Origin of the sequence: Cupriavidus sp. MP-37, from assembly GCF_020618415.1 — a bacterium.
Lineage (GTDB): Bacteria > Pseudomonadota > Gammaproteobacteria > Burkholderiales > Burkholderiaceae > Cupriavidus.
In genome coordinates, this window is the sequence record NZ_CP085344.1 from 1,323,639 (window position 1) to 1,341,009 (window position 17,371).

The 17,371-nt window shown below is 69.9% G+C and carries 17 protein-coding genes; 9 read left to right on the forward strand and 8 right to left on the reverse strand.

Annotated features, from left to right (window positions below; translation table 11 throughout):
- Positions 1-57: 57 nt before the first annotated feature.
- Complete coding sequence (locus LIN44_RS06220) at positions 58-1,749, reverse strand: S8 family serine peptidase (RefSeq protein ID WP_227313978.1); 1,692 nt, start codon at positions 1,747-1,749, stop codon at positions 58-60.
- A 132-nt stretch (positions 1,750-1,881) separates the two neighbouring features.
- On the reverse strand, positions 1,882-2,637 hold the full coding sequence (locus LIN44_RS06225) for a hypothetical protein (RefSeq protein WP_227313979.1): 756 nt from the start codon (positions 2,635-2,637) through the stop codon (positions 1,882-1,884).
- A 126-nt stretch (positions 2,638-2,763) separates the two neighbouring features.
- Here LIN44_RS06225 and LIN44_RS06230 point away from each other — a divergent pair, with 126 nt between their 5' ends.
- The 5 genes from LIN44_RS06230 to LIN44_RS06250 all read left to right on the forward strand — a co-directional run bounded on the left by LIN44_RS06230 (position 2,764) and on the right by LIN44_RS06250 (position 5,431).
- Positions 2,764-3,087 carry a hypothetical protein gene (locus tag LIN44_RS06230; RefSeq protein ID WP_227313980.1) on the forward strand — a complete coding sequence of 108 codons (324 nt, stop codon included), beginning with the start codon at positions 2,764-2,766 and terminating at the stop codon, positions 3,085-3,087.
- 58 nt (positions 3,088-3,145) lie between these two features.
- On the forward strand, positions 3,146-3,421 hold the full coding sequence (locus LIN44_RS06235; RefSeq protein WP_227313981.1) for a response regulator transcription factor: 276 nt from the start codon (positions 3,146-3,148) through the stop codon (positions 3,419-3,421).
- Complete coding sequence (locus LIN44_RS27620) at positions 3,418-3,588, forward strand: LuxR C-terminal-related transcriptional regulator (RefSeq protein WP_370641641.1); 171 nt, start codon at positions 3,418-3,420, stop codon at positions 3,586-3,588. The genes LIN44_RS06235 and LIN44_RS27620 overlap by 4 nt, the downstream gene beginning before the upstream one ends.
- A gap of 158 nt (positions 3,589-3,746) precedes the next feature.
- On the forward strand, positions 3,747-4,796 hold the full coding sequence (locus LIN44_RS06245; protein WP_227313982.1) for a poly(3-hydroxybutyrate) depolymerase: 1,050 nt from the start codon (positions 3,747-3,749) through the stop codon (positions 4,794-4,796).
- A 56-nt stretch (positions 4,797-4,852) separates the two neighbouring features.
- Positions 4,853-5,431, forward strand: a complete 579-nt coding sequence (locus LIN44_RS06250; protein ID WP_227313983.1) for a hypothetical protein — start codon at positions 4,853-4,855, stop codon at positions 5,429-5,431.
- 39 nt (positions 5,432-5,470) lie between these two features.
- Here the strand turns inward: LIN44_RS06250 and LIN44_RS06255 are convergent, their stop codons facing one another.
- The 3 genes from LIN44_RS06255 to LIN44_RS06265 form a co-directional block, all read right to left on the reverse strand.
- Positions 5,471-7,714, reverse strand: coding sequence for a phosphocholine-specific phospholipase C (locus LIN44_RS06255; protein WP_227313984.1), 2,244 nt, complete (start codon positions 7,712-7,714; stop codon positions 5,471-5,473).
- A gap of 37 nt (positions 7,715-7,751) precedes the next feature.
- Positions 7,752-7,949 carry a hypothetical protein gene (locus tag LIN44_RS06260; protein ID WP_227313985.1) on the reverse strand — a complete coding sequence of 66 codons (198 nt, stop codon included), beginning with the start codon at positions 7,947-7,949 and terminating at the stop codon, positions 7,752-7,754.
- Positions 7,950-8,771: 822 nt separating this feature from the next.
- Positions 8,772-9,551: an IclR family transcriptional regulator C-terminal domain-containing protein gene (locus LIN44_RS06265; RefSeq protein ID WP_227313986.1), complete on the reverse strand. Its 780-nt coding sequence runs from the start codon at positions 9,549-9,551 to the stop codon at positions 8,772-8,774.
- A 191-nt stretch (positions 9,552-9,742) separates the two neighbouring features.
- Between LIN44_RS06265 and LIN44_RS06270 the strand changes: the two genes are divergently transcribed.
- Both LIN44_RS06270 and LIN44_RS06275 read left to right on the forward strand, forming a co-directional pair.
- Positions 9,743-11,380, forward strand: coding sequence for an acyl CoA:acetate/3-ketoacid CoA transferase (locus LIN44_RS06270; RefSeq protein ID WP_227313987.1), 1,638 nt, complete (start codon positions 9,743-9,745; stop codon positions 11,378-11,380).
- A 173-nt stretch (positions 11,381-11,553) separates the two neighbouring features.
- Complete coding sequence (locus tag LIN44_RS06275) at positions 11,554-12,552, forward strand: tripartite tricarboxylate transporter substrate binding protein (protein WP_227313988.1); 999 nt, start codon at positions 11,554-11,556, stop codon at positions 12,550-12,552.
- Between the two features lie 57 nt (positions 12,553-12,609).
- Here LIN44_RS06275 and LIN44_RS06280 read toward each other — a convergent pair whose 3' ends face one another.
- Entirely contained in the window at positions 12,610-12,765 is a 156-nt protein-coding gene (locus LIN44_RS06280; RefSeq protein ID WP_227313989.1) for a hypothetical protein, read from the reverse strand.
- A gap of 323 nt (positions 12,766-13,088) precedes the next feature.
- Between LIN44_RS06280 and LIN44_RS06285 the strand changes: the two genes are divergently transcribed.
- A complete protein-coding gene (locus LIN44_RS06285) occupies positions 13,089-14,591 on the forward strand; it encodes a DEAD/DEAH box helicase (protein WP_227313990.1) in 1,503 nt (500 codons plus the stop codon).
- A gap of 57 nt (positions 14,592-14,648) precedes the next feature.
- Here the strand turns inward: LIN44_RS06285 and gluQRS are convergent, their stop codons facing one another.
- Together gluQRS and LIN44_RS06295 are read right to left on the reverse strand one after the other, a co-directional pair.
- A complete protein-coding gene (gene gluQRS / locus LIN44_RS06290; protein ID WP_227313991.1) occupies positions 14,649-15,563 on the reverse strand; it encodes a tRNA glutamyl-Q(34) synthetase GluQRS in 915 nt (304 codons plus the stop codon).
- Positions 15,564-15,591: 28 nt separating this feature from the next.
- Complete coding sequence (locus LIN44_RS06295; RefSeq protein WP_092307103.1) at positions 15,592-16,512, reverse strand: LysR family transcriptional regulator; 921 nt, start codon at positions 16,510-16,512, stop codon at positions 15,592-15,594.
- A 153-nt stretch (positions 16,513-16,665) separates the two neighbouring features.
- On the opposite strand from LIN44_RS06295, the gene LIN44_RS06300 reads away from it, so the two are divergent.
- Positions 16,666-17,364 (forward strand): pirin family protein, encoded by a 699-nt coding sequence (locus LIN44_RS06300; RefSeq protein WP_227313992.1) that lies wholly within the window; start codon positions 16,666-16,668, stop codon positions 17,362-17,364.
- Positions 17,365-17,371 lie beyond the last annotated feature (7 nt).

Genomic DNA, 17,371 nt, shown 5'->3' on the forward strand with positions numbered 1-17,371 from the left:
AAGAGGGCGGCCCGGTGGCCCGGGCCGCGTTGTTGCCCGCGCGGCGCGAGGCGCGTCCTATTGCGGCCGGCCCAGCAGGCGCTGCAGGTTCTGCAACTGCGGCAGCCCGCCGCCGAAGCGGTTCTCGGGATCGTGCGCAACGATCGGCGAGCTGATGGCGCGGATCAGCTGGAACAGCGCCGCGACGCGGCGCGGTCCGCGCGGCCCCATCCAGGCGGCCAGCTGCGGATCGGACAGCAGCAGCGCGGCCAGCCCCGCGATATGCGGCGCGGCCATCGAGGTGCCGGAGTCAGGCATGAAGGCGGCGCCAGGCACCGTCGAGATGATGCCCACGCCCGGTCCGCATACCGCGATCTGCGGACCGAAGCACGAGAACGTCGGCGCGAACAGCCCGGCGCGCGTGGCCGCGTGCTGCACCACCTGGGTACGTTCCCACACATCGTGCGGCAGTTCGCTCTGCAAGCCCAGCGCCGAGACCGCCAGCACCGACGGCGAGGCTGCCGGGTACTGCACCGGCCCGCCCGAGTTGCCGGCCGCGACGATGCAGGCCACGCCGCTGTGCACCGCCTCGAGCAGCTTCTGCTCCACCGCCTGCGAAGGCTGCGGTGCGCCCAGGCTCAGGTTGACCACGTCGACATCGTGGTCGATGCAGTAGTCGAGCGCGCGCAGCAGCGTGCTGAACTGCCCGCCCGGGAAGATCTTGAGCGCATGCATTTCCGCCTCTGGTGCGAACCCGAGCATGGTGGCCTGGGCCTCGGCACCGGCGGACGCCGGCGCGCCCGGCTGCGGCCGCGCGCCGATCACGCCGGCGCAGTGCGAGCCATGGCCGATGGTGTCGAGGCGCCAGGTATCGCTGGCGTCGACGCCGGTGCCGGTCAGGTCGGCGCCATGGCGGATATGCGCCAGCAGCGGATGCGCGGCGTCGGCGCCGGAATCGACCACCGCGACGCGCACGCCGCGGCCGCCGAAGCTGCGCGTGAGCCGGTCCAGCCCCATCAGCCGCTGGCCCCAGCCAAAGCGCCCGCGCGGCGGCACGTCCGGATTCGGCTGCGACAGCGGCGTCACGCGGATCACATTGGGCTGGCCCGACACCACATTGGGCGCCAGCAGGTACTTGTTCCAGTAGCCGCTGAGCGGCCGCACGAACAGCGAGCGCGCCGGCCCGGGTTGCTGCTGCACCAGCGTCAGCGTCGCTTCGCCGCCGGCGTCGGTGGTGGCGGTTGCGGGGAAGCCATCGCCCGCCAGCGTGATGGCAACGCCCGGCAGCGGCGTGTCGCCGGTGCCCAGCACCCGCACCAGCACCTCGCGCGAGACCGGGCCGTCGAACGCCGATTGCGGATGCAGCCGGTCGGAGGTCTCGAGCTCGGCCTTGCGGCCATAGCCGAGCGGATGGTCTTCCTCGACGATCATGTGCGGCGGCGCCGTGGCCTGCAGCATCTGCGCGTGCGCGGCATCGAGCCTGACCACATAGGTGTGGGCGGCTTCATCGGGCCGCACCGAATGCAGGTGCGTGTTCTTGTGGCCTTCGACCACCTGCACCACTTCAACGCCGGGCAGCTGCGTCACCGTGCTGTGCAGTTCGCTGGCCGACATCGGCGCCACGCCCGCCTGCTGCGCCAGTGCGTGGCGCCGGGGTGCGATCAGGTATTGCTTGCGGCCGGTGTCCAGCGCCACGGCATCGTGGCCGGCGGAGCCGCCATGGCCGCCTGCGCCGGCGCGCGTGGCGTCAGCCTTCTTGTCTCGTTCCATTTGCTTTCTCCACCGCGGCGCCAGCAGGCGCGCGCATCGATTCGGGCAGGCCCGCGCCGTACGCCGTAACGCGGGCCCGCGGCGAGGCGCCGTCGGGCGCCCTGGTTCAGGCGCAGGGCCTCGTGTACGCGGTCATGCGTAGACCAGCTGCGGCTGCGCCGAGAACGGCAGCAGGCCGCCGAGATGGCCGGCCACGGTGCCGATCTGCTGGCCCACGCTGGCATTGCCCAGCAGGCCGCCGACGGCATGGCCGAGGGTCGGCGCCACCGCGCCGATCAGCGAGCCGAACACGCCCTGCGGTGCCAGCGCAACCTGCGGCTGCGCCGAGAACGGCAGCAGGCCGCCGAGATGGCCGGCCACGGTGCCGATCTGCTGGCCCACGCTGGCATTGCCCAGCAGGCCGCCGACGGCATGGCCGAGCGTCGGTGCCACCGCGCCGATCAGCGAGCCGAACACGCCCTGCGGTGCCAGCGTGACCGCGGGCATGGCCGAGAACGGCAGGTAGCGCGCGCCTTCGCGAACGATGTTGGCACCATGGATGGCGGCCGTCGGATAGCCCGCGGCAGTGCCGGCGGCCTGGATGAATCCCGGCGCGTGCACCGAGATGGCGTTGCCGACCGGGCCGGTATGCCCGGGCTCGGGGAACGGAATATGCTGGGCCAGCGCGCCGGCGGCGGCGCCGGCCGCATGGCCGATCACCGGGTTCACATAGTGCGTGACCACGGCCTGCACGCCGTCGCGCACCGCCGGAGCGACCGCGTCGGTCATCGCGCTTTGCGGCACCAGCATTGGCTGCGCGGAAAACGGCAGCAGGCTGCCGATGCCGCTGACGAGGTTGCCGAGCACACCTTGCGGCGCCAGGACGGCAGCGTGGATGGGGTAGGTCATGACGACTCCTTTGAATGACTGCGTGGATTGAGGAAGCAAGGGCGGCGGGCCGCGCATGCCGGCCCGGTTTCCGCGCCTGCCGCGGCGCCGCGCATCGCTGCGGCCCCGGGACAGGTGGAATCATTCTTGGTTTTCGCCTTGCATCGCCGCCATTGGGCAAATGCGGTATTGGCTGTGGATAATGCCTGGCAACAATCAGAATTAAATATCGCGCAGCATGAATGGGCTTTTAAATACAAAAACCAGCACCTAGAATTCGCCTCTGCTGCCGGCATCCGGAAATTCCGGATCGCACTGTCGGGTAGTGCGCAATCCCATGCCGGCGCAACACCGCAAGAGATCGAAAACAAAAGCAGTGATCTGGAGCCCGACCGGGCCGTCCCCGGTTCCGCTCGTAGGTCCGCACTAGCCTTGCACGAAGGGTCCTGTGATGCACTGATGCACAGATAGACGCGCGGCTGCCGCTCCTGCGACGGAACCACTCGTTCCATCGCATGGAGTCCTCCGCATGAACCTCACCACTCGGGAAGAGACGGTGCTCGCCTTTATTGCCCGCGGCCTGAGCGATCGCGAGATCGCCGCACGTCTCGCATTTTCCGTATCCACGGCGCGCAAGCACCGTGAGCATCTGCTCGCGAAAATGCAATTGCGAAAATCCTCGCAATTGACCATGGTGTATCTCGCGCGCCAGCATGAGCTGTTTAAAAAAGCGGGCCTGCAGCCGCAGATAATCCATTCTCGCAACGCGAGCGCGAATATCTGGAATGGCTGGGGCGCGGCCTGAGCGACAAGGAAATCGCGCGCGCGCTCGGCATCAGCGACCAGACCGCGCGTACGCATCGGGCCCGGCTGCTGCAGAAGGCGGGCGCGGGCAATGTCTGCGCGCTGCTGTTCCAGTGCGTGCAACAGGGATGGCTGGAGCTGCCGCGGGACCAGTCCTGCGATGCGTAGCCGGTGCGGGACACTGTGGCGCGCTACCGCATTTGCCCAATGGCACGGCGCGGGGGCGTCTCCGGACAATGGTCCCCGCAGCCGCCGCATGGCGACCAGCGCGCTGCCTGCCGCGACCCGTGCGGCCTTTCGATTCCTGTCGCCGTGCTGGAGCCATCATGATTCGATGCAAGCCAACCGCGCGCTGCCGGGCACTTGCCGCGGCCTGCGCGCTTTGCGCCAGTGGAGGCGTTGCCGCGCAGGCGCTGCCCGCGCTGGGTGCGGACCTGGCGCAGACCTCGGTGTCGGGGTTGTCGTCCGGCGCGTTCATGGCCACGCAGTTCCACGTTGCGTATTCCGGCACCATGGTCGGCGCCGGCGTGGTCGCGGGCGGACCGTTCTACTGCGCCGGCCTGTTCGCGCCCACGCCGCCCGCCACCGCGGCCGCGACCCAGTGCATGCAGCCGGTCGGCGATACCGGCCCCGACGCGCAGGCGGCGCTGGACGCGGCGCGCACCTTCGCCCGCGATGGCCGCATCGACGCGGTGCAGAACCTGGCGCGCCAGCGCGTCTACGTGTTCTCCGGCACGCGCGACCAGACCGTGCTGCCGCGCGTCGCCGCGCAGGTGGGGCGCTTCTATACGCTGGCCGGCGTGCCGGCATCGCAGCTGCAGTACGTGGCCGATGTCGCGGCCGGGCATGCCTTCATCACCAGCCAGGCGGGCGACGCGGCCTGCGCGGTCAGCGCGTCGCCCTACATCAACAATTGCGGGCTCGAGCAGGCACGGCAGATCCTGCAATGGATCTACGGACCGCTGCAGCCGGCGGCGCGGCCGGCGGGCGAGCTGCTGCGCTTTGACCAGCGCGGCTTCGATCCCGGCGGCAAGGCGCTGCTCGCCGACAGCGGCTATGTCTACGTGCCGGGCCAGTGTGGCGCGGGCGGTGCCGGTTGCCGCGTGCACGTGGCCTTCCATGGCTGCCTGCAGGGCGCGGGTGCCATTGGCGAACGCTTCGTGCGGGGCGCGGGCTACCTGGAAAGTGCCGAGGCCAACCGCATCGTGGTGCTGTTCCCGCAGGTCGGCGCGTCGCGGCATAACCCGCTCGGGTGCTGGGACTTCTGGGGCTATACCAGCGACGATCCGGCCCAGCCGGACTTCTTTTCGCGCGAGGCGCCGCAGATGGCCGCGGTCATGCGCATGGTCCGCCGGCTCGGTGCGGCGCCGCAGTGATGGCTGCGACGCCGCCCCCGTCCTGTCCGCTACCCCAATCCGCAAGGAGATCCGCCATGCATTCGATCCTGCAAGCCCAATGGGCAAGCGCCAGCCGCACCGCGCTGGAACTGACCCTGTGCCAGCTGCAAGCCGCCACCGTGCTGGCGCAGTCGCCCTTTGGCGCCGCTGATCCTGCGGCGGCCCGGGCGCCGGCGCGCCAGGCGCTGGCCGTACTGAACCGCTATGCCGAGGAACGCGCCGCGCAGCAAGCGCAATGGTGGCGCGCGCAGCGCGACCGCCTCGACCTGGCCGGCGTCGCGCACGCGTGGCGCGGCCTCGATGCCATCGAGGCCGACCTGGCCGCGCGCGCGTCGCAGGCCAGGGCCAGCTACAACGATGCCGTGCGCGAAGCGCTGGCGCGCTGCCTCGAAGACGTGGGCGAGGCGCGCGACGGCAACGACATTGGCCTGGCGCTGCTGCGCGCGCTGACCGACTGGCAGGAGGCCGGCAAGACCTGCGCCGCGCAAGTCGCGGCCATGAGTGCCGCGATGATGCCGGCATGGACCCAGTGGCTGCAGTCTGCGCTGGCCGACCCCGGCACGTCGCGTGCCGTCGCTGGCGCGGCGGGGCAACGCGCGGCGCGGGACAGTTGAACCCGCGCAGTCGCCAGGCAGCGGCGCGGGTCCGATGCCTCAGCCCTGCGCCGCCATCCCCATGGCCGGATCGCTGACCGTATGCCGACCGGTTTCCACGCGTCCGGCAAAGCGGCGGTAGAAGGCCGGATCGGTGTCGCAGGTCACCGCGAAGTCATACCATTGGCCGCTCTGCTCCAATTGCCAGTGCCGGGACTTGCTGCCGTTGGCACCGACGGTGGCCTTCCACGGGCCATCGCCGCGGTAGGCCAGCGCCTCGATGTGGAAGTGGCAGGCCCTGCCGCCGGCGTTGATCAGGTCGACATAGACATCGCCGTTGGCAATGTCGTAGCAGACCCGGATCTCGGGGGCGATGCCGGTTTCGCCGATGCGGCGGGTGTCGCCGCGGAAGTGGCGATGGTAGCCGTTGGGGCCGAGCACCCACAGGTCGTATGGCCCGGCATTGTCCTGGAAGGCATTCCAGGTATCGCTGAGCGACTTGCCGGCTTCCACCATATAGCGGCGCGGGATCCGTCCCAGCTGGAGGCGGTCGTAGACGTGGAACACCGCGGCCTGCGTGCCGGTGTTGGCAAACACCAGTTCGACCTGGCCCACGGCACTGCAGCGCGCGCTGGTGTGCAGTTCGTACGGCAGCGCGCGCGACGGGCGGGTGCCGGCGGCCTGCTGCGGCAGCTGCATGTCGGCAGGCAGCGGTACGGCAGGCAGGGCCTGCTGCGCGCGGCGCAGCTGGTCGGCGTCGCTGCGCGTGGTGCGGCCGCCGAGCGTGGGCAGCGCTTCGTTGTTGGGCGTCTTGAAATTGAAGGCGCTGGTCAGGTCGCCGCACACGGCGCGGCGGAACGGGCTGATATGCGGCTCGGCCACGCCGAAGCGGGCTTCCAGGAAGCGCAGCACCGAAGTGTGGTCGAACACCTGCGAGTTGACCCAGCCGCCGCGGCTCCACGGCGAAATCACATACAGCGGCACACGCGGCCCGGGGCCGAAGACGCGGCCGTCCGGCGCGGGCTGGGTGCGGCTGCCCGGCGGCGCCGGCTGGTTGAAGTACTCGGCCTGCATCTCGGCGTCGCTCAGCGTCGACTTGCCGGCGAGCGTCTTGTCGGCATTCATCGACGGCGCCGAGGGCGAGGGAACGTGGTCGAAATAGCCGTCGTTCTCGTCGAAGTTGACCAGCAGCACGGTCTTGCTCCAGACCTCGGGCACCGCGGTCAGCGCGTCGAGCACCTCCTGCAGGAACCAGGCGCCCTGGACCGGGCTGGAGGGGCCGGGATGCTCGCAATAGATCGACGGCGCGTTGATCCACGACACCTGCGGCAGCCCGCCCGCGCGGATGTCGCGGCGGAATGCATCGAGATACTCGTCGGGCCGGCTGCCGGGCAGGGTGTTGGCCACGCCCTTGTAGAGCGGGTTGCCGGGGTTGTCGGTGGCGGCATCGTAGGCGTGGTACGGCAGCGGCTGGCCGGTGTTGGCATAGGGCGCACCCGGCGCGCCGCCGCTGGAGACCGGATAGCCTGACGCCAGGTTGGCCTGGCGGAACTGCTGGAACGCGCCCAGCATGTTGTCGCCCCATTCGTCCGGCATGTTCTGGTAGCAGATCCAGCTGATGCCCGCGGCTTCCAGGCGCTCGGCGTAGGTCTTCCAGGTGTAGCCGGTGTTGGCCGAGGCCGGCAGGCCGTCGATCGCATCCCACTCGTTGTTGACGAAGGCGACGTTGGCCGCGGTGGGGCCGTTGGTGCCGGTCAGGTGGAAGGCGCGGTTCGCGTCCGTGCCGGTGTGCATCGAGCAGTGGTACGCGTCGCACAGCGTGAAGGCATTGGCCAGCGCGAACTGGAACGGGAGCTCCTGTTCCTTGAAGTAGCCCATCGACGTGCTGGTCTTGTACGTCGGCCAGTTGGCCATGCGGCCGTGGTCCCAGGCCTGCTGGCTGTCCAGCCATGCATGGGGGGTGCCGGCGGCGCGCTGCGCGTTGTTGCTGCTGCCGTCGAGGTGGTACGGCGTCAGCACCGCGCCGTTGGCGCGCTGTTGCTGCCATACCTGGCGCGCGCCGGGCAGCGGGATGGTAAAGCGGTCGCCGAAGCCGCGCACGCCGCGCAGCGTGCCGAAGTAGTGGTCGAAGGAACGGTTCTCCTGCATCAGGATCACCACGTGCTCGACATCGTCGATGGTGCCGGTGGCATTGTTGGCCGGGATGGCCAGGGCCTTGCGGATGCTGGGCGGGAACGCGGCCAGCGCGGCGGCGGCGAAACCGGTGCCGGCTGCGGCCTGCAGGAAATTGCGGCGAGAGACCATGGTCTTGTCGGAATTGGCGTGGGGACTGGCGGAAGGCTCAGGGCGCGCAGCGGATCACCGGATCGGGCCGCTGGCCCGGCTTGTTGCCGGGCTGTCCCGGCTTGCCCGGCTGGGCGCTCGGCACCAGCGTTGCGGTGGGCGACAAGGTGGGGCCGCCGTCGCCGCCGCAAGCGGCGAGCAATGCCGCCGCGCTCAGCATCGCGGCCGTGGTGGTGGGCAGTCTGCGGGGAAGCATGGAGTCACCTGGCTGGTTGTGGTGGCGGCTGCTGCGAGCCGGAGCCAGGCGAGTGTAGGAAGGTGGGGTGACGTGCCGATGACAGGCGGGCTCAATCGCTGTCGATGCCGTCCGCCCGCAGAGTGGACGGCGGATGCCGCGCGCAATGGCAGCAGTAGCTGAAGCGCCGACCGGACGGCGCGGAGCAGTGGCCGCGGCGTCGCCGCGACAGCATGGCGTGGGAGTTGGACCGGCGCGTACCGCAGACCAGGCGCTGGGTGCGCGCAATGGCGGCTGGCGCGCTGGGCAGGACTGGGCGCCGGCGTGGCAGCGCCGGCGCGCGCGGGAGTGGTGTCAGATCAGGTGGAAGACCATGCTCAGGGCGATCGCGCCGCCCACGGTTTCCACTGCGGCAAGGGCGAGGAGGTTCTTCAGTACGAAAGCCTCTTCTTTCTTCGTCACCATGGTCTGTCTCCCGGTCATTGGACTAGTTCTGTAGCACCATCGGCGGTGGCAATCCGGGGTTGGCGGTGCCAGGGGCGTCGATGTGAGACCAGTAGACCGCATCCGGCCGCCGCGCGGAAGCTGGCGAAAACCCGCTCGGCGAAAACCCGGATTCCTACGAGCGTGTGACAGGGCCATGATTGACTGGCTTTGCGGGGCGCGCCTGCGGCCCGCCAGCCACGGCGCATGCAATGGCCCGCATTTGGGGGATGCCCGCGCCGGCGCGATGCGCCAAGATCGACGGCGTGGGTGATCGAACCGGTTGCCCCGCTACCGCTTGAGCCCCGCTGCCTCCCCGGCACGCGGGGCTTTTCTACATCGACATCGGCCGGGCGTGGCTCAGCGCGCCTGCAGGATGGCTTCGATGCGGGCGGCGGCCTCGCGCAGCGGCGCCAGGAAGCGCGCTTCCAGATGGGCCCGGTCGCGACTGCCCAGCACCATGCTGAAGCCCAGCCCGGCCACCACCTTGCCGGCCTGGTCGCGCAGCGGCACCGAGATCCCGGCGTAGCCGTCCACCAGTTCGCTGACCAGCACGCAGTAGCCGTCGGCGCGCACCTGGCGCAGCGTGCGCGCCAGCGTGGTGCGCGAGCTGACCGTGAACGGCGTCAGCTTGTGCAGTGTCGCGCTTGCCAGGTAGGCCTGCAGCGCGCTGTCGTCCAGGCCGGCCAGCAGCACCCGGCCGAGCGAATGCGCATAGGCCGGCATCCGCCGCCCCAGCGCCATGTCCACGCGCAGCAGCTGGCGCGGTTCCTCGCGCGCCACCAGCACCACCGATTCGGCATCGAGCACGCCCAGCGAGCAGCTTTCGCCCAGGGTCTCGCACAGTTGCTGCAGGTAGGGCCGCGCCATCTGCGGCAGGCTCATCGAGGCAAAGTAGGCGTAGCCCAGCTCCATCACCCGCGGCGTCAGCGCAAAGTGGCGGCCGTCCTGCGCCACGTAGCCGTTGTGCTCGAGCGTCAGCAGCAAGCGGCGCGCGGCGGCACGGGTCACGTCGAGCTGGTCGGCCACCTCCTGCATGGTCAGGCGCTCCGCGCCCGCGCCCAGCAGGCGCAGCAGCGCCAGGCCCTTGCTCAGCGATTCCAGCAGTTCGTCCTTCTTGGCGGTTTCGGCTTGCGGCATAGGGCTTTTGACAGGGGGCGGTCGTGAGATGAACCATCAGGCACGTGCTGGTCGACGCCATCGCGCGGGGCTTGCGCCGACCGGCGGCATCTCCGTATGATAGCGTTTTCCGAACAAATGTTCGCAAAACAAATTCACGGAAAGCGTGCCGCCGGCGATGCGGGACGGCACGACCAGAACCGGAGACAGCGATGAAGGTAATCACCGCGCGTGAAGCGGCGGCGCTCGTGCAGGATGGCTGGACCGTGGCCAGCGCGGGCTTTGTCGGCGCCGGCCACGCCGAGGCCGTAACCGAGGCGCTGGAGCAGCGCTTCCTGCACAGCGGCCTGCCGCGCGACCTGACGCTGGTGTATTCGGCCGGGCAGGGCGACCGCGGCGCGCGCGGCGTGAACCATTTCGGCAATGCCGGCATGACCGCCGCCGTGGTCGGCGGGCACTGGCGCTCGGCCACGCGGCTGGCCACGCTGGCGATGGCCGAGCAGTGCGAGGGCTACAACCTGCCGCAGGGGGTACTGACGCACCTGTACCGCGCCATTGCCGGCGGCAAGCCCGGCGTGATGACCAAAATCGGCCTGCACACCTTTGTCGATCCGCGCACCGCGCAGGACGCGCGCTACCACGGCGGCGCCGTCAACCAGCGCGCGCGTCGCGCCATCGCCGACGGCAAGGCGTGCTGGGTCGATGCGGTCGAGTTCCGCGGCGACGAATATCTGTTCTATCCCAGCTTCCCGATCGACTGCGCGCTGATCCGCTGCACCGCGGCCGACGCGCGCGGCAACCTCAGCACCCATCGCGAGGCCTTCCACCATGAGCTGCTGGCGCTGGCGCAGGCCGCACACAACTCGGGCGGCATCGTGATCGCGCAGGTCGAAGGCCTGGTCGATCACCACGAGATCCTGCAGGCCATCCACGTGCCCGGCATCCTGGTCGACTACGTGGTGGTCTGCGACAACCCCGCCAACCACCAGATGACCTTTGCCGAGGCCTTCAACCCGGCGTACGTCACGCCGTGGCAGGGCGAGGGCGCCACGGATGAGGCCGCCGGCACGTCGCCCGAGGCCGGGCCGCTCGACGCGCGCACCATCGTGCAGCGCCGCGCGGTGATGGAGCTGGCGCGGCGCGCGCCGCGCGTGGTCAACCTTGGGGTAGGCATGCCGGCGGCGGTGGGGATGCTGGCGCACCAGGCCGGGCTGCACGGCTTCACGCTGACGGTCGAAGCCGGCCCGATCGGCGGCACGCCCGCCGATGGCCTCAGCTTCGGTGCCTCGGCCTACCCGGAAGCGGTGGTGGACCAGCCCGCGCAGTTCGACTTCTACGAGGGCGGCGGCATCGACCTGGCGATCCTCGGCCTGGCCGAGCTCGATGGCCAGGGCAACGTCAACGTCAGCAAGTTCGGCGAAGGCGAGGGCGCGCTGATTGCCGGCGTCGGCGGCTTTATCAACATCACCCAGAGCGCGCGCGCGGTGGTGTTCATGGGCACGCTGACGGCCGGCGGGCTGGAGGTACGCGCGGGCGACGGCCGCTTGCAGATCGTGCGCGAAGGCCGCGTGAAGAAGATCGTGCCGGAGGTCTCGCACCTGAGCTTCAACGGCCCCTATGTGGCATCGCTGGGCATCCCGGTGGTGTACATCACCGAACGCGCGGTGTTCGAGATGCGTGCCGGCGACGGCGATGCGGGCAACGCGGCCCGCCTCACGCTGGTCGAGATCGCCCCCGGCGTCGACCTGCAGCGCGATGTGCTCGACCAGTGCGCCACGCCGGTTGCGGTGGCGCCGGACCTGCGCGAGATGGATGCCCGGCTGTTCCAGGCCGGCACCATGCGCCTGTAACCGCCGCCGCACCACCACACCATTCCATCGGACAGGCCGGCCATGACCGGCTCGCAAGGAGGCACGCCAGATCTGTCATGACGTTACGCAAGCGCAGTCGCTTCATCCCGGCGCGGCCTGGGCCGCGCATCGATTCTGATTTATCGCGATTTACCGCAGGACACAGCCACACCATGCAGAACACTAGCCGCCGTACCTTCCAGCGCCGCCTGGGCGCCGTCCTCCTGAGCGCCACGCTGCCGCTCGCCGCCGCGCCGGCGTTTGCCGAGACCTACCCGAGCAAGCCGATCCGGCTGGTGGTGCCGTTCCCGCCGGGCGGCCCGACCGACACCGCCGCGCGCATCATCGGCCAGAAGATGAGCGAAACGCTGAAGCAGCCGGTGGTGGTGGACAACCGTCCCGGCGCCTCCGGCACCATCGGCGCCGAAAACGTCGCCAAGAGCCCGGCCGACGGCTACACGCTGCTGGTGCTGGCCACGCCCACGCTGCTGGCGCCGCACCTGATCAACCGCAAGGGCTATGACCTCTTCAAGGACTTCACGCCCATCGGCGCGGCCTATGACCTGCCGATCGTGATGGTGGTCAATCCGCAGGCGATGCCGGACGTGACCAGCCTGCAGCAGTACATCGCCAAGGCCAAGGCCAGGCCGGGCGCGCTCAACTACACCAGCGCCGGCAACGGCAGCTTCGGCCACCTGTCGACCGAGCTGCTGAAGAACCTGGGCAACTTCGACGTGCAGCACGTGCCCTACAAGGGCAGCGCGCCGGCCATCTCCGACCTGCTGGCCGGCCAGGTGCCGATGATGTTCTCGGACATGATCGCGGCGCTGCCGCATATCAAGGCCGGCAAGCTGCGCCCGATCGCGGTCGGCTCGGGCAAGCGGGTCAGCTTTACGCCGGAGGTCAAGACCGTCGCCGAACAGGGCTTCCCCGGCTTCGATGCCACCGCATGGGGCGGCCTGCTGGCGCCGGCCGGCACGCCCAGGGAGGTGGTGGCGACGTTGTCGGCCGAGCTGAAGAAGGCGCTGGCCGATCCGACCGTGCAGCAGAAGATGCTGGGCGCCGGCACCGTGGCCGCCTATATGCCGCCGGAGCAGCTGGCCGCGCGCATGAAGGCCGACTACAGCAAGTGGGGCAAGGTGATCCAGGACAACGGCATCCGCGGCGACTGAGCGGCGCGTCGGGCGGTCTTGCGGCTTGCGGATCCGGGATGCAGCCCGGGCCGCGGGTCAGGCGGGCTGCCGGCCCTGCGGCTGGCTGGCAGGCAGCGCGGGCAGCGTCGGCCGCGGCAGCGCCGCGTGGCGGCCGGCCGCGGCCAGTCCCAGGAACTGGCTGGAGGTGCGCAGGAATTGCTGGCAGGTCTGGCGAAACAGCTCGAAGTCCATGTCGGTCCCGTGTGAAGAAGCGGCGCGGGCCGGCAGGGCCGCCGCGCCGCCGGCATCTTGCTTGGCCGATATGACAATGTCTTGACAATGGGCGCGCCGGCCCGCCGCTGGCGCGGGCTTGTCGCGGCCGCCGCACGGCGGCGCCGGAGCGCCCACTGGACTGGCAGAGATGCTAAAATCTAAGTCTTTGATTCTCTTGGCCAATTGCGTAGTCAGCGCGGCCGCGCCGGAAACTTACCGGTGCCGAGCGAGATTCAGGGCGAGATGAGTTCCAGACGCGTATCCGTTTGTGCCGGGTTCGCCTCCCGCCAATACCGATACCCATGACCACTACGAACGCACCAGAACCTACCACCGCGGTTCCCGCCGCTGTGCAGACCTTCGACGGCTTCGGCCTCGACGCGCGCATCCTGCGCGCCCTGTCCGAGCAGGGCTATAGCTCTCCCACGCCGATCCAGGCGCAGGCCATTCCGGTCGTGCTGCTGGGCAAGGACGTGATGGGCGCCGCGCAGACCGGCACCGGCAAGACCGCCGGCTTCGCGCTGCCGATCATCCAGCGCCTGCTGCCGCTGGCCAATGCCAGCGCCTCGCCGGCGCGCCACCCGGTGCGCGCGCTGATGCTGACGCCCACGCGCGAACTGGCCGACCAGGTCTACGACAATGTCGCCCGCTATGCCAAGCACACCGATCTGCGCAGCACGGTGGTGTTCGGCGGCGTCGACATGAACCCGCAGACCGACGCGCTGCGCCGCGGTGTCGAGATCCTGGTGGCCACGCCCGGCCGCCTGCTCGACCACGTGCAGCAGAAGTCGGTGAACCTGTCGCAGGTGCAGATGCTGGTGCTGGACGAAGCCGACCGCATGCTCGACATGGGCTTCCTGCCGGACCTGCAGCGCATCATCAACCTGCTGCCGGCGCAGCGCCAGACGCTGCTGTTCTCGGCGACGTTCTCGCCGGAGATCAAGCGGCTGGCCTCCAGCTACCTGAAGCAGCCGGTCACCATCGAAGTGGCGCGCAGCAACTCGACCAACGAGAACGTGCGCCAGGCGGTGTACCAGGTCGAGGACGGCCACAAGCAGGCCGCCGTGGTGCACCTGCTCAAGCAGCGTGCGGAGCAAGGGCTCTCGCGCCAGTGCATCGTCTTCGTCAACAGCAAGATCGGCTGCTCGCGGCTGGCACGGCACCTGGAGCGCGAGGGCATCAACGCCGCCGCGATCCACGGCGACAAGACCCAGACCGAGCGCATGCAGACCCTCGACGGCTTCAAGAGCGGCACCATCGATGCGCTGGTTGCCACCGACGTGGCCGCGCGCGGCCTCGATATCCCCGACATGCCGTGCGTGATCAACTTCGACGTGCCGTACAGCGCCGAAGACTATGTGCACCGCATCGGCCGCACCGGCCGCGCCGGCGCCAGCGGCGACGCGCTGTCGATCTACGTGCCGGGCAACGACGAGCGCCTGCTGTCCGATATCGAAAAGCTGATCAAGCGCAGCATCCCGCGCGGCAAGCTGGAGGGCTTCGATCCCACCGGCGAGCGTAGCCGCCACACCGACGGCGAGCGCCGCCGCGAGCGCGGCGAAGTGCGCCGCACGCGCGGCAGCGCCGACAGCGAAGACCGTCCGCGCCGCCACGACCACGGCGCCAGCCGCCAGGCCTTCCGCGCTTCGGACGACCCGTTCTTCTCGCGCCCGTATGAGCCCAGCCCCGCCAGCGCGGCGCAGGCCAAGGCCGCCGACGAAGTCGCCGCCGCGCTCACGCGCGGCCGCCAGGCGCCCAAGCGGCCGGTGGCGGCCTTGCTGGGCGGGGTGCCGCGCAAGTCCTGAACGGATCGACGTTTTGCAGAGAATGGCCCGCTTGTGCGGGCCATTTTTTTGCGGCGGCTAGGCCGATGCCGGCAGCGGCAGCGTGGTCAGCCGCTGGCGCCACCCGTCGGTGGCGCGCGCCAGCCAGTCCTGGACCGTGGCGGCCGGGTTCGACAGTCCCAGGTGCGCACCGGCCTCGCGCAAGGCGTCCAGCGGTGCGCTGGTGTCGATCGGCTGCGCACCGCTCTGCTTGCTGAGCTTCTCGCCGGCCTGATTGACCACCACCGGCACGTGCAGGTAAGCCGGCGTGGGCAGTCCCAGCAGGTGCTGCAGGTGGATCTGCCGCGGCGTGGAGTCGAGCAGGTCGGCGCCGCGCACGATATGCGTGATGCCCTGCAGGCCGTCGTCGACCACCACCGCCAGCTGGTAGGCCCACAGGCCGTCGGCGCGGCGCAGCACGAAGTCGCCGAGCTCGGTCTCCAGGTTCTGGCACTGGCGTCCCTGCCAGCGGTCGTCGAAACACAGCAGAGCGGCGGGTCCGTCCGGCACGCGCACGCGCCACGCGCGCGGCAGCTTGCCGTTCAGGCCGTGGCGGCAGGTGCCGGGATAGCCCAGGGTCTGGTGCCGCTCGCGCACGTGCACCAGTGAATCGGCGATCTCCTTGCGCGAGCAGCCGCACGGGTAGAGTTGCCCCGCGGCATCGAGCTTGCGCAGCGCCGCGGCATAGTGCGGTTCGCGCCGGCTCTGCCACACCGGCGGCTCGTCGGGCGTCATGCCGACGCGCTCCAGCGTGTGCAGGATGTCGTGGTCCGCGCCGCGCACGCAGCGCGGCGTGTCGATATCTTCGATGCGCACCAGCCATTGCCCGCCATGCGCGCGCGCGTCCAGCCAGCTGGCCAGCGCGGTCACCAGCGAGCCCAGGTGCAGCGGCCCGGTGGGCGAGGGCGCGAAGCGGCCGCGATAGCGGCCCGTGGCGCTCTGCTGCACTGCCATTGCAGCCATCCCTGCCATCAGCCCATCCTCAGCCGGCGAAGTCGGGTTGCTGCAGCAGCGCCTGCGCCAGGCGCGGGTCTTCCAGCTTGCCGGCCCACCATTGCAGCGCCTTGCCGCGGTTGCTGGTGCGCCATGCCACCTTGAAGTTGCCCGGCGCGCGCACCTCGACGGTCTCGCGTGCCTGCAGCACGCCGCTCTCGATATGCGGCTGCGCCATCGGCGCCGGCAGCCAGCCGCAGCCAAGGCCGCGGATCTGGGCTTCGAGCTTGTCGCGCATGGTCGGCACCACCAGCACGTCCTGCCCGGCCAGCACGCCATGGGTGCGGGCCGGCAGGTTGCGCGAGGTATCGCCCACGGCGACGATGCGGTGCCTGGCGATCTGGATGGTGGTGAGGGGGCCTTCCTCGGTGGCGAGCGGGTGGTGCGCGGCCACGGCGAACACGAACGGCATCGACCCCAGCGGCCGGATCTGGAAGCCCTGCGTGCTGGGCGCATCGTAGGCGCCGCCGATCACCAGGTCGGCGCGGTTGCTGACCAGCGCGTCCCATGCTCCGCCCAGCACTTCCTTGGAAAAGCGCAGCCGGGTCGCGGTGTTCTCGGCGTAGAAATCGTGGATCACCGGCAGCAGCGCGCGGAAGTTGATCAGGTCATCGACCACGATGGTCAGGGTGGCCTCCCAGCCGGTGGCCAGGCGCTTGACGCGCCGGGCCAGGTCGTCGGCGGCGTGCAGCAGGTGGCGGCCTTCGTCGAGCAGGGCGCGGCCCGCGGGGGTCAGCTCGGCGCGATGGCGGCGCCGGTCGAACAGCAGCACGTCGAGGTCTTCTTCGAGCTTGCGCACCACGTAGGTCAGCGCGGACGGGACCTTGCCCATCTCGTGGGCGGCGGCGGCAAAGCTGCCCTTGCGTTCGATGGCGTCGAGGACTTCGAGGGATTCTAGCGAGAGGGCCATGTTCAGAAATTCTGAATGACTGCTTCTAAGGTGGTCCCCGTAAATATACGCCTGAAGGCCTAAACTGCCTAGCATCCAAAGCGAAAACGTATGCCGCGACACGGTTATCCAGACGGTGCTGTCGGCGAAAAAGGCTCAAGGAGGGCCATCAAAATGATTGAAATCAGAAAGTCCGCAGAGCGTGGGTACGCCGATCACGGCTGGCTGAAGTCCTATCATTCGTTCTCATTCGCCGACTACTACGACCCGCAGCATGTGCAGTTCGGGCCGCTGCGCGTGATCAATGAAGACCGCGTCGCGCCGGGCATGGGCTTTGGCACCCATGGCCACCGCGACATGGAAATCATCAGCTATGTGCTCGAAGGCGAGCTGGCGCACAAGGACAGCATGGGCAACGGCAGCGTGATCCGCCCGGGCGACGTGCAGCGCATGAGCGCCGGCACCGGTGTGCGCCATTCGGAGTACAACCATGCCGAGCACGACACCACCCATTTCCTGCAGATCTGGATCATCCCGGCCGAGAACGGCATCGATCCCGGCTACGAGGAAAAGCACTTCGACGCGGCCGACAAGCGCGGCAAGCTGCGCCTGGTCGCCAGCGCCGACGGCGCCGAGGGCTCGGTGGTGGTGCACCAGGACATCCGGCTCTACGCCGGCCTGTTCGACGGCGACGAAGCTGCCACGCTGGCGCTGGCGCCGGGCCGCCGCGCCTATGTGCACGTGGCGCGCGGCCGGGTGACGGTCAACGGCAAGGCGCTCGAGGCCGGCGACGCGGCCAGGCTGGAAGACGTGGCCGAGGTCGCGCTGTCCGGCGGCGACGGCGCTGAAGTGCTGGTATTCGACTTGCCCTGACCGCGCC

Excerpts from the sequence above, each read along its gene's own strand:
- LIN44_RS06220 (WP_227313978.1), bottom strand. The coding sequence starts at position 1,749 with ATGGAACGAGACAAGAAGGCTGACGCCACGCGCGCCGGCGCAGGCGGC.
- LIN44_RS06235 (WP_227313981.1), top strand. The coding sequence starts at position 3,146 with ATGAACCTCACCACTCGGGAAGAGACGGTGCTCGCCTTTATTGCCCGC.
- LIN44_RS06260 (WP_227313985.1), bottom strand. The coding sequence starts at position 7,949 with ATGCTTCCCCGCAGACTGCCCACCACCACGGCCGCGATGCTGAGCGCG.
- LIN44_RS06255 (WP_227313984.1), bottom strand. The coding sequence starts at position 7,714 with ATGGTCTCTCGCCGCAATTTCCTGCAGGCCGCAGCCGGCACCGGTTTC.
- LIN44_RS06270 (WP_227313987.1), top strand. The coding sequence starts at position 9,743 with ATGAAGGTAATCACCGCGCGTGAAGCGGCGGCGCTCGTGCAGGATGGC.
- LIN44_RS06285 (WP_227313990.1), top strand. The coding sequence starts at position 13,089 with ATGACCACTACGAACGCACCAGAACCTACCACCGCGGTTCCCGCCGCT.
- gluQRS (WP_227313991.1), bottom strand. The coding sequence starts at position 15,563 with ATGGCAGTGCAGCAGAGCGCCACGGGCCGCTATCGCGGCCGCTTCGCG.
- LIN44_RS06225 (WP_227313979.1), bottom strand. The coding sequence starts at position 2,637 with ATGACCTACCCCATCCACGCTGCCGTCCTGGCGCCGCAAGGTGTGCTC.
- LIN44_RS06280 (WP_227313989.1), bottom strand. The coding sequence starts at position 12,765 with ATGGACTTCGAGCTGTTTCGCCAGACCTGCCAGCAATTCCTGCGCACC.
- LIN44_RS06250 (WP_227313983.1), top strand. The coding sequence starts at position 4,853 with ATGCATTCGATCCTGCAAGCCCAATGGGCAAGCGCCAGCCGCACCGCG.
- LIN44_RS06245 (WP_227313982.1), top strand. The coding sequence starts at position 3,747 with ATGATTCGATGCAAGCCAACCGCGCGCTGCCGGGCACTTGCCGCGGCC.
- LIN44_RS06265 (WP_227313986.1), bottom strand. The coding sequence starts at position 9,551 with ATGCCGCAAGCCGAAACCGCCAAGAAGGACGAACTGCTGGAATCGCTG.
- LIN44_RS06275 (WP_227313988.1), top strand. The coding sequence starts at position 11,554 with ATGCAGAACACTAGCCGCCGTACCTTCCAGCGCCGCCTGGGCGCCGTC.
- LIN44_RS06295 (WP_092307103.1), bottom strand. The coding sequence starts at position 16,512 with ATGGCCCTCTCGCTAGAATCCCTCGAAGTCCTCGACGCCATCGAACGC.
- LIN44_RS06300 (WP_227313992.1), top strand. The coding sequence starts at position 16,666 with ATGATTGAAATCAGAAAGTCCGCAGAGCGTGGGTACGCCGATCACGGC.